Annotated in this window: 12 protein-coding genes; 5 read left to right on the top strand and 7 right to left on the bottom strand. The window is 65.4% G+C overall.

Annotated elements, in window-relative coordinates; all coding sequences use genetic code 11:
• Positions 1 to 18: 18 nt before the first annotated feature.
• Positions 19 to 750, bottom strand: coding sequence for an ankyrin repeat domain-containing protein (locus GNH96_RS07935; RefSeq protein WP_267313393.1), 732 nt, complete (start codon positions 748 to 750; stop codon positions 19 to 21).
• Positions 751 to 998: 248 nt separating this feature from the next.
• On the opposite strand from GNH96_RS07935, the gene GNH96_RS07930 reads away from it, so the two are divergent.
• The 3 genes from GNH96_RS07930 (at position 999) to GNH96_RS07920 (ending at position 4,657) form a co-directional block, all read left to right on the top strand.
• Positions 999 to 2,225, top strand: coding sequence for a polysaccharide deacetylase family protein (locus GNH96_RS07930; protein WP_169603186.1), 1,227 nt, complete (start codon positions 999 to 1,001; stop codon positions 2,223 to 2,225).
• Between the two features lie 90 nt (positions 2,226 to 2,315).
• Positions 2,316 to 3,776, top strand: a complete 1,461-nt coding sequence (locus GNH96_RS07925; protein WP_169603185.1) for a glycosyl hydrolase family 57 — start codon at positions 2,316 to 2,318, stop codon at positions 3,774 to 3,776.
• A 143-nt stretch (positions 3,777 to 3,919) separates the two neighbouring features.
• Positions 3,920 to 4,657: a helix-turn-helix domain-containing protein gene (locus GNH96_RS07920; RefSeq protein WP_169603184.1), complete on the top strand. Its 738-nt coding sequence runs from the start codon at positions 3,920 to 3,922 to the stop codon at positions 4,655 to 4,657.
• Here GNH96_RS07920 and GNH96_RS07915 read toward each other — a convergent pair.
• On the bottom strand, positions 4,647 to 5,411 hold the full coding sequence (locus GNH96_RS07915; RefSeq protein ID WP_169603183.1) for an ABC transporter permease: 765 nt from the start codon (positions 5,409 to 5,411) through the stop codon (positions 4,647 to 4,649). The genes GNH96_RS07920 and GNH96_RS07915 overlap by 11 nt on opposite strands.
• A 6-nt stretch (positions 5,412 to 5,417) precedes the next feature.
• Positions 5,418 to 6,344, bottom strand: a complete 927-nt coding sequence (locus GNH96_RS07910; protein ID WP_169603182.1) for an ABC transporter ATP-binding protein — start codon at positions 6,342 to 6,344, stop codon at positions 5,418 to 5,420.
• A gap of 62 nt (positions 6,345 to 6,406) precedes the next feature.
• On the opposite strand from GNH96_RS07910, the gene ppx reads away from it, so the two are divergent.
• The gene (gene ppx / locus GNH96_RS07905) at positions 6,407 to 7,951 is read left to right on the top strand and encodes an exopolyphosphatase (RefSeq protein ID WP_169603181.1); all 1,545 of its coding nucleotides are present in this window, start codon (positions 6,407 to 6,409) and stop codon (positions 7,949 to 7,951) included.
• Positions 7,952 to 8,273: 322 nt separating this feature from the next.
• Here ppx and GNH96_RS07900 read toward each other — a convergent pair whose 3' ends face one another.
• Entirely contained in the window at positions 8,274 to 9,449 is a 1,176-nt protein-coding gene (locus GNH96_RS07900) for a glycosyltransferase (protein WP_169603180.1), read from the bottom strand.
• Positions 9,450 to 9,474: 25 nt separating this feature from the next.
• Complete coding sequence (locus GNH96_RS07895) at positions 9,475 to 10,656, bottom strand: DegT/DnrJ/EryC1/StrS family aminotransferase (protein ID WP_169603179.1); 1,182 nt, start codon at positions 10,654 to 10,656, stop codon at positions 9,475 to 9,477.
• A gap of 234 nt (positions 10,657 to 10,890) precedes the next feature.
• Here GNH96_RS07895 and GNH96_RS07890 point away from each other — a divergent pair, with 234 nt between their 5' ends.
• The gene (locus GNH96_RS07890; protein ID WP_169603178.1) at positions 10,891 to 11,991 is read left to right on the top strand and encodes a glycosyltransferase; all 1,101 of its coding nucleotides are present in this window, start codon (positions 10,891 to 10,893) and stop codon (positions 11,989 to 11,991) included.
• Here GNH96_RS07890 and asnB read toward each other — a convergent pair.
• Positions 11,984 to 13,801: an asparagine synthase (glutamine-hydrolyzing) gene (asnB, locus tag GNH96_RS07885; RefSeq protein ID WP_169603177.1), complete on the bottom strand. Its 1,818-nt coding sequence runs from the start codon at positions 13,799 to 13,801 to the stop codon at positions 11,984 to 11,986. The genes GNH96_RS07890 and asnB overlap by 8 nt on opposite strands.
• A gap of 106 nt (positions 13,802 to 13,907) precedes the next feature.
• On the bottom strand, positions 13,908 to 14,837 hold the full coding sequence (locus tag GNH96_RS07880) for a cupredoxin domain-containing protein (protein WP_169603176.1): 930 nt from the start codon (positions 14,835 to 14,837) through the stop codon (positions 13,908 to 13,910).

The following is a 14,837-nucleotide window of genomic DNA, read 5'->3' as shown; positions in this document are numbered from 1 at the left end:
GCATTCCCGGAGGCAGGCTCAGGCATGGCCGTCGCGCCCTCCCGCGCGCCGCAATAGGTTCAAAATCTCGGCATTCGCCGCCAGGTCGAGGGCGGTGAAATCGTCCTCGGTCCGGAGACCGGGATCGGCGCCGCGATCGAGCAGGAACGAGACCACTTCGGTCCTCCCGGACGAGGCGGCGAAAATCAGCGCCGTCGCACCGGATGGATTGCGGCGGTCCGGATCGATGCCCGCGTCCAGCAAGACCGCGAGGGTCGGAAGATTTTCGCTGTAACACGCCGCCCAGAGAGCGTCGTTACCGTACGCGTCGGTCACGCTCAGGTCCGCCCCGGCGGCGACGAGCGCTTCGACGATATCGGCCCGCCCCATTTGGCAAGCTTTGATCAGGGGCCATCCCCCTCTGGCCTGACGATTCGGCTCGCCGGCCTCGAATCCCTGCTCACGCAGCCAGCCGGCCAAGGGACCGGCCGGGTCTTCGGCCTCGGCGACCCCGGTGTCGCCATGCCATGCCTCGAAACCGCCGTCCAGGCTGTATACTTCGCCGAAACCGAAGTCGGCGAACATCTGGGCGACGTCCTGACTGGAGATGCCGTGGTAACAGTACACCAGCAGGGGCCGATCGCGCGGCACGGTCCTGCGCAGTTCCAGGGGATTGAGGTCGGAAAACAGCAGCGCTCCGGGAATGTGGCCGTGGCGGTAGGCGCCGGCATCCCGGAGGTCGAGCAGCAACGGCGCTTTCGTCGCGATCACTTCGCGCGCTTCGCGTGTGGATATGCGTCGGTACATCGTGCAATGTCGAATCGGTTGTAAGGTTCCGGACAACGGTTCCGCCCCGCCGGACCGCGCTGCCGCCCAGGGAAACCGGGGCCGCGGCGTGCCGGGCGCCAGCGGCGCGGACGTCTCAAACACTATCGAGCAAATACTCTGCCAGATCGAACGCGCCACCACCTTACCGCTTACCCCCCGACCACCATGACGCCATCTGGAGTCCAGCGACGATGACCATCCACCATGCCCTGGTGCTGAACCTGCACCAGCCTCCCGGCAACCTGGAACACCTGCTCGACCATCAGGACTGGGAAGCCAAGGAAATCCTGTTCGCCTACGACCGCATCGCCCGCTCACTGTGGGACTATTCCGACGTCGGCCGGGTGCATCTGTCGGTGTCGGGCACCCTGCTGGAAACCCTCGCCAGCCCGGGCTTCCAGGAACGGGTCTACGGCATCGTCGACTGCGGCTCGCTGCTCTGGCACTGGCAGAACCAGTCCATCATCGACATCCTCGGCACGGGCTATTACCACCCGGTGCTGCCGCTGATTCCCGAGCGCGACCGGCTCGAACACCTGAAGCGCTGGCAAGGCATCGCCGGCCACTTATTCTGGCGCCAGCGCTTCAACGGCTTCTGGCCGCCGGAGATGGGTTTTTCCATGGAGCTGATCCCCCTGCTGCGGAAATGCGGCTACCGCTACGTGATCGTGGACAGCGAACACGTGGAGCCGGTCACGCCCATGGCCTGGCAGGAAATCCGCTACCGCCCCCACATCGCCCGCCACGGCAGCATGGAAATCATCGTCATCGTGCGCGACCGCGACCTGTCGGACGCCCAGGAATCCGGCATGGAGCCGGGCTGGTTCGAGAACGAGCTGAAGGAGCGCACCCGGTGGTGCAATTTCGAGCCGCTGGTCACCACCTGCACCGATGGCGAGAACGGCGGCTGGTTCCGCAATACCACCCACGAGGCCAACTTCTGGGGGGCGTTCTACCAGCCGCTGCTGGCAGCGGCGCGCAAGGGCGGCGACATCCAGCCGGCCTTCATCCACGATTATCTGGATCGCTACGGGGTGTTCGGCGAGGTCAAGGTCAGGACCGGCGCCTGGAACACCGGCTGGCACCACGGCCGCGACTTCACCCAATGGACCGGCTCGGAAGAGCAGAAAGCCGGGCTGGCCGAACTCCAGGCCCTGAGCGATGCCTTGCACGCCGAACTCGATCGGGCCGGAGCGCAGCCGGCCCACTGCGAGCTGGATACGGCGCTCTGGCACCTGCTGCGGGCGGAAACGAGCTGCAATTTTTACTGGGGCGAGGATTGGGTCGTCCGTGCCCGCGCCGACCTGGCGGAAGCCCGCGCCGCCCTGGCGCGTCATCTTGCCGCCCGCCCGCCACAGGAACGCCGGCCCGGCGGCCCAACCCCGGAAACTCGGCGTCAACCGGAAGCGCCCCAATAACCGGCGGATGGACACCATACCGACGCAATCCCTTGTGTATCATTGCGAGATGTTCTTAGTGTTCGCCCGAACCCCATCGAGGAGTTGTTCATGACTGAGATAGCGGAATATGTGGACGGCCTGCCCAATATCTGTGGCAATGAGAGCTGGATCGACGAGTTGCTGAAGCACCGCCCGGCGGAGGTCTTCAAACCGTCCAGCCCCATCGCCTTCGACCAAATCCGCAGCGCCTGCGCCATCGCCCTCCACATGCATCAGCCGCTCATCCCCGCCGGCGGCGGTGACCTCGCCAGCGCCGAGATCATCAGCAACCTCCAGTACATGATGGAAAACCAGCACATCGGCGACAATCACAACGCGCCGGTATTCCACTGGTGCTACAAGCGCATGGGCGAGTTCATCCCGCAGCTCATGCAGGAAGGCAAAGAGCCGCGGGTGATGCTGGAATACTCCGGCACGCTGTTCCACGGCCTGCGCAAGATGGGCCTGGACGACGTCTTCGACGCCCTGAAGACCATCACCTGCCATCCGGAATACCGCCGCGCCGTCGAGTGGCTGGGCTGCCCCTGGGGGCATGCCGTCGCGCCTTCGACGCCGAGCCAGGACTTCCGGTTGCACGTCAAGGCCTGGCAGCAGCATTTCGCCGGCATCTTCGGCAGCGAAGCCCTGGAAAGGGTGCGCGGCTTCTCGCCGTCGGAGATGGCTCTCCCCAACCATCCCGACGTCGCCTACGCATACATCAAGACTCTCAAGGATTGCGGCTATCTGTGGCTGCTCGTACAGGAACACACGGTGGAACGGCCGGAAAATGGCTGGGGACCGGAACTGAAACACCTGCCTCATCGGCTCGTCTGCCGCAATTCCGCCGGCGAGAGCGTCGCCATCATCGCCATCGTCAAGACCCAGGGCAGCGACACCAAGCTGGTCGCGCAGATGCAGCCCTATTACGAAGCGAAAAGCCTGTCGCGCTGGGAACTCGCCGGACGCAGAGTGCCGCCGCTGGTGACCCAGATCGCCGATGGCGAGAACGGCGGCGTCATGATGAACGAATTTCCGCCCAAGTTCCTGGAAGTGGTGCGCGAAGCCAGCGGCAGCGACACCCCGCTGATGAACGCCACCGAATACCTCGAATTCCTGTTCGGCCTCGGCATCAAGGAATCCGATTTGCCCGAACTCCAGCCCATCCACCAGAAGAAGATCTGGGACCGCTTCCAGCCAGGCGACGGGCCGGAGAAGCTGGCCCAAACCATCGAGGCATTGAAGAAGGAAGACCACCGCTTCCACATGGAAGGTGGCAGCTGGACCAACGACATCTCGTGGGTGCGCGGCTACGAAAACGTGCTCGGCCCGATGGAGGAAGCCAGCGTGGCGTTCAACGCCAAGGCCATCGAAGCCGGAGTGAGCCCCGCCGAACCGCGCTACCGCAAGGCCCTGTTCCATCTGCTGACCGCGCAGACGAGCTGCTACCGCTATTGGGGCCAGGGGCTATGGACCGACTACGGCCGGGAACTTTGCCGCCGCACTCTGTCCATCCTCCAGCACGATTTCTGAAAATCTGGAAAATATCCTTGCCGGAAGCCGTCCCTAGGCGGCTTCCGGATGTTATCCTTTTGCTTTTTTCCGCCGGCGTCCTGCAAAGTGCGTGCTCGTGCTTCCCAAGGATGAGGAAACGGCCGGGACCAGCCTGATCCGACATGGAACACCAGCCCAACATCTCCCAAAAACTCCGCGTCACCTGCACCAATTGCAGCCTCAACTCGCTCTGCATACCGCGCGGCCTCGCCCAGGAAGACGTCGACCGAATCGCCAACATCGTCGGGCGCAGAAAGACCCTGGCACGCGGTGAATACCTCTACCGGCGCGGCGATTCATTCCGCGGCATCATCGCGATCAAGGCCGGCACCGCCAAGCTGATCGCCCAGGACCGACGGGGCGAGGAATTCGTCTCCGCATTCCTGCTGCCGGGCGAATTGCTCGGATTCGACGGCCTCTCCACGGACATCCACCAGTGCTCCGCCATCGCGCTGGAAACCTTCAGCTATTGCGAGCTGCCGGCCGCCCAGCTGGACTCCCTGTGCCGGGAGGTGCCCAAACTCCTGCGCGAACTGTTCCGGCATGCGGGCAAGAGCATCGACAGCGCCACCGACCTGGCCCTGCTCGCCAAGCGGCCGGCCGAGGCACGCGTCGCCGCCTTCCTCGCCGATCTGTCCGAACGCCTGCAACAGCGCGGATTTTCCGGCACCGAATTCCGTCTGAGCCTGACCCGGCAGGAGATCGGCGAATACTTGGGGATGGCGCTGGAAACCGTCAGCCGCATTCTCAGCCAGTTCGCCATCCAGAAAATCATCACCATCAACAGCCGCAACGTCCAGATCCTCGACACCGCCGCGCTGAAACGGATCGCCAGAGGCGACCAATGTCTCAAGCCTTGAGGCCCGTTCCCCGCCGCAACAGGATCAGCGCCGCCAGCGTCAAGCCCAGGATGACTATCCCGACCATGGCGAAGGCCAGCGCCACCGGCACGTCGGAAATCCCCAGGAAGCCGTAGCGGAAGGCATTGATCATGTACAGGATGGGGTTGAAGCGCGAGGCCTCCCGCCAGAATGCCGGCAGCAGTTCGATCGAGTAGAACACGCCGCCCAGGTAGACCAGCGGCGTGAGCACGAAATTCGGCACGATGGAAATATCGTCGAAGCTGTTGGCGAACACCGCGTTCAGGAAACCCGCCAGCGAAAACAAGGTCGCGGTCAGCACGAACATGGCCGCCACCGCCCAGGGGTGCACCGGGCGGAAATCGGCGAACAACGCCGAGATCGCCAGTACCACGCCGCCGACCACCAGCCCCCGCACCACGCCGCCGCCGACATAGCCCGCCAGGATGACCCCCTCGGGCACCGGTGCCACCAGCAGTTCCTCGATGTTGTGCTGGAACTTGGTGGAATAGAACGAGGACACCACGTTCATGTAAGAGTTGGTGATCACCGACATCAGGACCACCCCGGGCACGATGTAGTCGATGTAACGGAATCCGCCCATCTCGCCGATTCGCCCTCCGACCACCGTGCCGAAGATCAGGAAGTACAAGCCGGTGGTCACCGCGGGCGGCAGCACCGTCTGCGGCCAGATCCGCAGGAACCGGTAGATTTCCTTGAACAAGATGGTCTGCAGTGCGACGCGGTATTTCATCTCGGGTCAAATATCGTCTTCGGAAGTCTCGAGCATGTCCACGAACAACTGTTCCAGCCGGTTCGTCGCGTTGCGCAGGCTCGCCACCTCGATGCCGGCCCGGCCGAGCGCGTCGAACAGGCCATGAACCCCCAGTTCCGTCGGCACCGTGGCCAGGACGCTGCGGTCGCCCCGTAGTTCCAGCCGGTAGCCGGGAACCTCCGGCAACGCGGACACGGCATGGCGCAGCTCCAGGATGAAAGCGTTCGCCTCCAGCTTCGCCAGCAGACTGGCCATGTCGCTGTGCTCCACGATCCGCCCGTGATTGATGATGGCGATGTGGCGGCAGAGGTTTTCGGCCTCTTCCAGGTAGTGGGTGGTCAGGATGATGGTCGTGCCTTCCCGGTTGATGCGGCGCAGCAAGGCCCACATCGACCGGCGGATCTCGATGTCGACCCCGGCCGTCGGCTCATCGAGGATCAGCAGCCGCGGCCGGTGCACCAGCGCGCGGGCGATCATCAAGCGCCGCTTCATGCCGCCCGAAAGCTGGCGGGAAACGGTATTGCGCTTGTCCCAGAGGCCGAGTTGGGTGATGCACTCGTCGGCGCGGGTCAGGGCTTCGCGGCGGGGGATACCGTAATATCCCGCCTGGTTGACCACGATGTCGATGACTTTCTCGAACTGGTTGAAATTGACTTCCTGCGGCACCAGCCCCAGGCAGCGCTTGGCAGCCTCCCGCTCGCGGTCGAGATCGTGGCCGAAGATGCGCACCGTACCCGAGCTCTTGGTCACCAGGGAACTCAGGATGCCGATGGTGGTGGACTTGCCGGCGCCGTTCGGGCCCAGCAGGGCGAAGAAGTCCCCCGCCGCCACGTCCAGGTCGATGCCTTTGAGAGCCTCGTGTCCGTTGCGGTAGGTCTTGCGGAGATTGCAGATCGAGAGGGCCGGCGTCACGGAAATTTAACGGCTCGATTGATTACAATGGAGGCATCCCTCCTCACACTCAAGGCCTGCCATTGTATCAGAACCCACCGTCCGGCTCCTCCGCGGCGCATGCCAGCCCGCAAGGCCGCCGAAGCCCGCCGGAACTCGTCGCCGCCATCGACCTCGGCTCCAACAGCTTCCACATGATCGTCGCCAGCCTTCGCGGCAGCGAGCTGATCGTGGTCGACCGCCTGCGCGAAATGGTCCGGCTGGCCGCCGGCCTCACGCCGGCGCGCAATCTGAGTCCGGAAGCCCAGCTGCGCGCGCTGGAATGCCTGGAACGCTTCGGCCAGCGGGTACGCGACATGCCGCCCGGCACCGTCCGCGCCGTGGGCACCAATACGCTCCGGGCCGCCCGCAACGCCCAGGCATTCCTCATCATGGCGGAACAGGCCCTGGGCCATCCGATCGAGATCATTTCCGGCATCGAGGAAGCCCGGCTGACCTATCTGGGCGTCGCCAACAGCTTGGCCGCCAACGGCCGGCGCCGAATGGTCATGGACATCGGCGGCGGCAGCACCGAATTCATCATCGGCGTGGACAACACCCCGCGCGACAAGGAAAGCCTGCGCCTGGGCTGCGTCTCCATGAGCCTCGCCCATTTCGGAGACGGCAAGATCACGCCCAAGCGCTTCCGGCGCGCGGTCCTCCACGCCGAACAGGAACTCGAACCGATCGAGCATGTCTTCAACCGCGACCGCTGGGACGAAGCGGTCGGCTCGTCCGGCACCCTGCGCGTGGTCCAGCGCATCATCCAGGCCGCGGGCTGGAGCCGGGACGGCATCACCGCGGAAGGACTGAACCGCGTGGCGGATGCGATGCTTGCGGCAGGTCACGTCGACCGCCTGACGCTTCCCGAACTCAGCCCGGAGCGCCGGCCCATCATCGTTGGCGGGGTGGCAATCGTCCATGCCGCCTTCAACGTGCTGCGCATCCCCCTCATGAAAGTCGCGGACGGCGCCCTGCGCGAGGGGCTGCTGTACGATCTGCTGGGCCGTCTGTTCGACGACGACGTCCGCAGCCGCAGCGTATCGGCCCTGGCTGCGCGCTACCACGTCGACGCCGCCCATGCCGGCCGGGTGCGCGACACCGCCCGCCATCTGTTGGAACAATGGCCCTGGACCGGCACCATCGACCGCGATGTCGCCCGGCTCTGGCTGGACTGGGCGGCGGAACTGCATGAAATCGGCCTCGACATCGCCCACAGCCAATACCAGAAACACGGCGCCTACATCGCCGCCAACGCCGATCTGGCGGGATTCTCACGCCACGAGCAGAACATCCTGGCCGCGCTGATCCGCGCCCACCGGCGAAAGTTCCAGGCCAAGCTGTTCCGCGAGCTACCCGCGCCCTGGAACGAGGCCGGAACAGCCCTCGCGGTGATACTGCGGCTCGCCGTGGTCCTCAACCGCAGCCGCCACAACGTCCCGCCGGACACGACGCTGGAGCGCCGCGGCAATGCGATCGCCTTGCGCTTTCCCGAAGGCTGGCTCAACGACCACCCCCTCACCATCGCCGACCTGGAACAGGAAGCCGAATACCTGCGGGGAGCGGGCCTAGCGCTGAATTTCTCCTGAATCCGCAGCCTCGGACGGGAAGATCCCAGGGTTTCAGTCCCGTCATCACTCGCCGACCTGTTTCAGTGCCCGCTCGATCAGATGATGGTCCAGGCGCGAACCGGGCGCGAGCAATGGATCGATGAGGGGAGGAGGCTGTCAACGATGCTTTCCATGTCAGCTTCACCTCAGAAGCCTGGTTCATTGAACGCCGGCCACGGTGCGGCAGGGAACCTGGGCGAAGTCGTTTCGCGCGGCCACCATGCCGCAGTTGCTGTTCGGCGGCGTTGCCGGTGAGGAGGACTGGAGCCGTAGAGCGGCCGGATGATTACCGTCCAGAACTTCACCATCCCGCGCCAATAAGCTGCCGATAAATCGCCGCCAGACGCCGCCCTTGTATAGCCGCGTCATATTCCGTCTCGATGCGCCGCCTTCCCGCGCCGAGGATGCCATCCCATTCCGACGCCGCGGCGAGACACTGGCGCAGGCAGTCCAGCAGCCCTTCCACGTCGCGCTCCTCGGCCAGCCAGCCAGTCTCGCCGTCCAGCACGATTTCGGGGATGTCGCAATGGTGCGTGCTGACGATGGGCATGCCGCTCGCCGCCAGTTCGATGATGGCGACCGGCGCGCCGCCTTCGGTATCGCCGTCGCGCCCGGTCACGCTGGGCGAGAGAAAGATGTGGTGGGCGTAGGCTTCGCGCCAGAACACCTCGTGCGGCTGGAACCCCAGCATCCGCGTGACCGGTCCGAGATCCATCCGCTCGATCACCTCCAGGATATTCCGCTTTTCCTCCCGGCTTTCCTCCGAGGCGCCGGCATCGCCGATCACCGTGATTTCCACCGGCACCTCGCGATTCAGCCGGGCCAGGGCTTCCAGGGCATAGGGAATGCCCTTGCGTTCGTGGAAGCTCGCGGCGATCAGCACCTTCAACGGCGTACCCGGCGTCCAGGCCCTGGGCTGGTAGCGGATCGTCTCCACCGGTACGCCGAGATGCTGCACTTGGATGCGTTCCGCCGGGCAGCCAAGGCCGGCCAGGGCCTTGGCCATGGCGTGGCCCTCGCATAGATAGAACGTCCCCTCGTCGGCGAACATCTCCCGGTAGCGCTCTCGCCAGACGGGATGGACCGCCGGCATCCGCGACACGTCCTGGCCATAGAAGGTTACGACATGGGGCACGCCTAAGCGCCGCACGGCCTGGTGCACGGTCCAGCCGTTGTTGCCGAAATGGGAATGGACGAGGTCGGGCCGGATGCGGGCGGCGACCTTGTCGAAAAAGCCGAATCCTTCCCGGAATCCCGCCAGGAACAGGGCTCGGTGCAGCAGATAGCCAGCAGGGCTTTCCCGCTTGAGGCAATGGATGTTGGGCGCCTCGAACTGGTGCAGGTTCTTGACGCTGCGGCAGACGATGTGGTTTTCGATCGAGGCCGGCAGGTGGCGGACTTGGCTGTACAGCCAGGTTTCGGTCAGCGGCAGCCAGACCGGCGAGTAATGAAGGACTTTGAGCGGCTTTTCTGTCATGGTTCCGGGCAAAAGAATTGGGCGATCAGCGCGATACGAGGGCGCGGACGGCGTCGACGACGTAGGCGACGTCGCTGTCGCTCAAGCCGGGCGACAGCGGCAGGCTCACGGTCTGACGGCCGATACGCTGCGCGTGGGGAAAGTCCTCCGGCCGCCAGCCCAGCGCCTCGCGGTAGTACGGGTGCTCCGGCAGGCTGAGGTAATGGACGCCGACCCCGACCCTGCGCGCCGTCATCGCATCCAGGAAGGCATCGCGGCTCACGCCGGTTTCCTTTTCGTCGATCAGCAGCGTGTACAGGTGGTAGGCGTGGCGGCAATCCGGCGCAGCCTCGGCCGGCCGGGTCACCGGCAGGTCGGCGAAGGCCTCCTGGTAGCGCGCCCAGATCTCGCGGCGGCGGCGCCAGCTCTCCTCAACCCGGGCGAGTTGGTGGATGCCGAGCGCCGCCTGCAGATCCATCATGTTGTACTTGAATCCGCATTCGACAACCTGGTAATGCTTGAATCCCTCGTCGCCGAAACGCTTCCAGGCGTCCCGGCTCATGCCGTGCAGCGCCAGGGTCCTGACCCGGCCGACGCTGTCGGCGTCCTTGCCGATCACCATGCCGCCTTCGCCGGTGACGACGTTCTTGGTCACGTAGAAGCTGAAGCAGGCGAAATCGCCGAAACCGCCGGCGGGACGCCCGCGGAATTCGGTTTCGATGGCGTGGGCGCAATCCTCGACCATGCGCAGGCCATGGCGGGCGGCGATTTCGCCCAGGGCGGCCATGTCGCAGGGATGACCGGCGAAATGCACCGGCAGGATGGCCCGCGTCCGCTCGCCGACGACGGCTTCCACCGCCTGCGGATCGAGGTTCATCGTCGCCGGATCGACGTCCGCCAGCACCGGCTTGAGCCCGGCGTGAAGAATGGCGTTGACGGTGGCACAGAAGGTCAGCGGCGTGGTGATGACCTCGTCCCCCGGCGCCAGGCCCAGCGCCAGGAGGCTCAGGTGCAGGGCCGCGGTGCAGGAATTCACGGCGGCGACGCGCTGCTCCGGCACGCCCTTGTAGCGGGCGAAATCCGACTCGAACCGGGCCACCCGCGGCCCCGTCCCGATCCACCCGGATTCGAGGCAGGCGACGACTTCGTCGATCTCCGCGCGGGAAATGGCGGGCGCGCCGAAAACCAGGAAATCGTCCCTGAGCGCCGGGCTGGTCTGCTTGTTCATGTGATGTGGTATCTGCTGCGGATTGGAGCCGTGGCCCGGCGCCGCGAGGCCCGGTCCCCCATGCCTTGGTGTAAACTTCCAGGTTCTTTTGATGGCCTCTTAGGAGAACCTCACGATCATGCCCTGCGCGTATCGCATCCCTCCGGTTCGTTCCCTGGCCCCAAACGGCGGGATTATAGCCGCCCAGCCGCCCGATGCCGAAGCCTTCGGCCTGGCCATACCGGAGAACCGCCGATGAAGGTGCTGCACGTCGAGGGCGGCAGAAACCTCTACGGCGGCGCCCGCCAGGTGCTGTATCTGCTGGAAGGGCTCAAGCGGCGCGGGATCGACAACGTGCTGGTCTGCCCGGCCGGCAGCGAACTCGCCCGGGAGGCCGCCGCCCATGCCGAGGTGCGCGCCATCCCGATGGCGGGCGACCTCGATTTCCGCCTCATCGGCCGGCTGTACCGGATCATCGGGCAGGTCCGACCCGACCTCGTGCACCTGCACAGCCGGATCGGGGCGGATGTCATGGGCGGCATCGCCGCCCGTCTGGCCGGCGTGCCGGTGGTGCATTCCAGGCGCCAGGACAATCCCGAGATGCGATGGGCCGTCGCCGTGAAATACCGTCTTCATGACCGTGTGGTCGCGATTTCCGAAGGCATCGGGCAGGTACTGGCCTCGGAAGGCATGCCCGCGTCCAAGCTGCGCTGCGTGCGTAGCGCAATAGATCCCGAACCCTTCCGCCGGGCCGGGGACCGCGCCTGGTTCCGCGCCGAATTCGGGCTGCCCGAGAATTGTACGGCGATCGGCGTGGTCGCCCAGCTCATCGAGCGCAAGGGCCACCGCTTCCTGCTCGAAGCCCTCCCCGAACTGGCCGAACGGTACCCCGGCCTCCACGTCCTCGTCTTCGGCAAGGGTCCGCTGGAATCCTCCCTGATCGAAACCGTACGCCGCCTCGGCCTGGCGGATCGCGTCCATTTCCCCGGCTTCCGGGACGATCTGCCGCGCATCCTGCCCTGCCTGGACCTGGTGGTGCATCCGGCCTTGCGCGAAGGGCTGGGCATTTCGCTGCTGCAGGCCGCCGCGGCCGGCGTCCCCATCGTGGCTTCGCGCGCCGGAGGGATTCCCGAAGCCGTGCGCGAAGGCGAGAACGGCCTGCTGGTCCCGCCGGGCGACGCCGTGGCCCTGGCAACCGCCATCCGCCGCCTGCTCGACGATCCGGAACTCGCGCGGGACATGGGCGAGCGCGGACAGGCGCTGATCGACCGCGAGTTCTCGGTCGACGGCATGGTCGAAGGCAATCTGGCGGTCTACCGGGAGCTGCTGGCGGACAAACACGCCGCGTTCAACTGATCCAGTCGAGCGGATCTTCGTCCGGCGACGGCTTGAGCCCCGGCTGCTCGACAAACAGCCGGTGCCAGATGGCGAACTGCATCAGGCAGAAGATTTCCCTTCCGGCATTGCCCTTCTTGCGTTGGGCCTGGAACAGGGCCGGGAACTGGCGGACATCGAACCATTCGCGCACGGCCGGATTGGCTGAAAGCTTGCTTTCCAGCCGGTCCAGCACCTCGCCGCCCAGCCATTCGCGCACCGGCACGGTGAAGCCGCGCTTCTTGGTGTAGAGATGCTCCTTAGGGACATGGCGCTCGGCCCAGCGGCGCAGGAAGATCTTGGGCTGTTCGCCGTCGGTCTTGAGCGCGTCGGGCAACCCCAGGCCGAATTCGACGACCCGATGGTCGAGGAAAGGCACCCGCCCTTCCAGGCCGAAGCCCATCATCATCCGGTCCACCTTGACCAGCAGGCTGTCCGGCAAGTCGGTGACCAGGTCGGTGTACTGGCAATGCTGCAGATGGCTCCAGGATGCCGGCGCCTCGCTCCAGGCTTTCAGATAGGGCGCCCGGAAATTCCTCCGCTCGGCCGCCAGCGCCGGCCCGAACAAGCGCTGCGAACGCTTGCGCCACCATTCGCTGCGGGTGCGGAAGCCGCCGGTACCCGGCGCCAGGAGATTCTTCGCCAGCCAGACCAGCCGGGGCTGCCGGTAGCGGCGGTAGCCGCCGAACGCCTCGTCGCCGCCTTCGCCGGTGAACACCACCTTGAGTTCCTTCGCCGCGGCCTCGGACAGCGCCGAGGTCGGGAAGCTCGCGTAGTCCCGCATCAGGTCGTCGGCAGCCCACACCGTGTGGGGAATCCGCCGGAACAGGTCCTCGCGGCGCAGACGGATCGACGTGTGCCGACTGCCGAACACCTGGGCGATCCGCTCAGCATCCCCCAGTTCGTCCTTCATCGCCGCATCGACGTAACCGATGGAAAAGGTGCGGACCGGCTGCGCTTGCAAGCGGCTGAGCATCGCCAGCAGAATCGCCGAATCGTTGCCGCCGGAGAGAAACAGGCCATAGGGCACGTCGGAGCGGACGTGCTCCTTCATCACCTGCTCGAACAACCCCTCGAATTCGGCTTCGGCTTCAGCGAAGTCCAGCGCCCGCGACCTCACGCAGAGCGGCGTCCAGTATCGGCGCTTGCGGAGGTTCAGCTCGGCGTCGACCTCGAGGATCTCGCCCGGCCCCAGACGGCGGATGCCGGAAAACAGGGTCTCTTCGCCGGTCGAGCAGTGCGTGTGCAGGAACTGGGAAAACGCCCCGGCATCGATGGCCGGAGCGTTCGGCAGCAACGGCAGGATCGCCTTCAGCTCGGAAGCGAACACCAGCCGGTCGGGCAGCAGCGCGTAGAACAAGGGCTTGATGCCCAGGCGGTCGCGTCCCAGCACCAATCGCCGGCGCACTCCGTCGTACAGCGCGAATGCGAACATGCCGTGGAGGCGTTCGGCGAACCCCTCCGGATCGAGCGCGTAAGCGTGCGGGATGGTTTCGCTGTCGGAATGGGTGGCGAAGCGGCGCCCTTCCCGCTCCAGCGCCTCGCGGAGTTCGACGTAGTTGTAGATTTCGCCGTTGGCGACCACGGCGAGCTTGCCGTCCTCACTGCAAATGGGTTGGCGGCCGCCGCTGAGGTCGATGATCGACAGCCGGGTATGGGCCAGCCCGAATGCGCCGTCGGTCAGGACCCCGTGACCGTCCGGCCCTCGATGCGCCAGCCGATCGATCATCGGCTCGAGCATGTGTTCATGGACGCTCCGCCCTTTCAGGACGAGCCCGGCAATTCCGCACATGGTTTGTCGTCGACGAGATAATTCAAAAGAAAAAAGGCGCCTTCCGACGAAGACGCCTCTTCTGGCAATACGAAACGTCCCGGCTGGCCGTTACCGGTCCGGGGCTCTACCTCTTCTTCCCGCGAGCCGCGTGCATCAGGCGGCTGATCAGGCCGAGCGTGATGTCGATCACATGGCCGAGGAAGCCGCCGACCATGGCCAACACATCGCCGCTCGTCATGCCACTCAAACGTTCGCGGCCAACCCGCAAGGCGATGGGGGTGCCGAATACACCGAGAACGATCCCCAGCACCAGGCTGCCGGTGAACCAGGAGTCGGACGCCGCCGCCCCGGTTTGTTCCGACCGCTTCACCGTGGACTCGCCGGGCTTCTCCGCACCCGCGGTCGGAGGCGCCACCGCCGGTTGCACCTTGCCGTCGGGTCCCGGCGTGTAATTGTCCGGGATCGCGGCATCGGTCACGCCGGGGATCGTCGGGAAAGTGCCGCTGCCCTTGCCCACGATCAGCTCGCCCTTCATGCCCTTTTCCATGTGCTGGGCGATGTCGCAATGCACCAGGTAGGTCCGGTCCTCCTTGGGCAGAATCAGCGTGCCGCTGATCTTCGCCGGACCCGTGACCTCCAGATGGAACATGCCTTTGTCGTACAGGTACTTGGGTAGACCGTGCATCATCCACTGGTGGCGGACGTTGTCCTCGTTGATGAAATGGACGGTGAGGCGGGTGCAGGGCTTGAAGCGCCACTCATGCTCGCTGAATCCGTACATGGTCCCCGGAAAGTCCTTGGCATACTTGTGGCCCGCTCGAACGGTGATTTCCGCGTCTTCGGCGATCCTGCTGCAACCTCCGGGCAATTTGTCCTTGTTCTGTCCCATGATCATGCCGCCTTCCATGTCCATGAGGTGGCCGTCACCATGGTCCATGAGCCGGGTGTGCTCCCTGATCTCGGTCGTCTCCGCGGCCACCGCGCCCACGCTGGCGGCGAACAGTCCGACCGAACATAAATAACCCAAACGGGTCGTGATCGACTTGGTATTCAT

This window comes from Methylococcus geothermalis (assembly GCF_012769535.1).
Lineage (GTDB): Bacteria > Pseudomonadota > Gammaproteobacteria > Methylococcales > Methylococcaceae > Methylococcus > Methylococcus geothermalis.
Note: the sequence above shows the minus strand (reverse complement) of the source record. Positions and strands in the feature narration are given on the sequence as shown.

Bases quoted from the DNA above. Each gene is read 5' to 3' on its own strand.
- GNH96_RS07930 (WP_169603186.1), top strand. From the start codon at position 999: ATGACCATCCACCATGCCCTGGTGCTGAACCTGCACCAGCCTCCCGGC.
- GNH96_RS07925 (WP_169603185.1), top strand. From the start codon at position 2,316: ATGACTGAGATAGCGGAATATGTGGACGGCCTGCCCAATATCTGTGGC.
- GNH96_RS07920 (WP_169603184.1), top strand. From the start codon at position 3,920: ATGGAACACCAGCCCAACATCTCCCAAAAACTCCGCGTCACCTGCACC.
- GNH96_RS07915 (WP_169603183.1), bottom strand. From the start codon at position 5,411: ATGAAATACCGCGTCGCACTGCAGACCATCTTGTTCAAGGAAATCTAC.
- GNH96_RS07900 (WP_169603180.1), bottom strand. From the start codon at position 9,449: ATGACAGAAAAGCCGCTCAAAGTCCTTCATTACTCGCCGGTCTGGCTG.
- GNH96_RS07895 (WP_169603179.1), bottom strand. From the start codon at position 10,656: ATGAACAAGCAGACCAGCCCGGCGCTCAGGGACGATTTCCTGGTTTTC.
- GNH96_RS07890 (WP_169603178.1), top strand. From the start codon at position 10,891: ATGAAGGTGCTGCACGTCGAGGGCGGCAGAAACCTCTACGGCGGCGCC.
- asnB (WP_169603177.1), bottom strand. From the start codon at position 13,801: ATGTGCGGAATTGCCGGGCTCGTCCTGAAAGGGCGGAGCGTCCATGAA.
- GNH96_RS07880 (WP_169603176.1), bottom strand. From the start codon at position 14,837: ATGAATACCAAGTCGATCACGACCCGTTTGGGTTATTTATGTTCGGTC.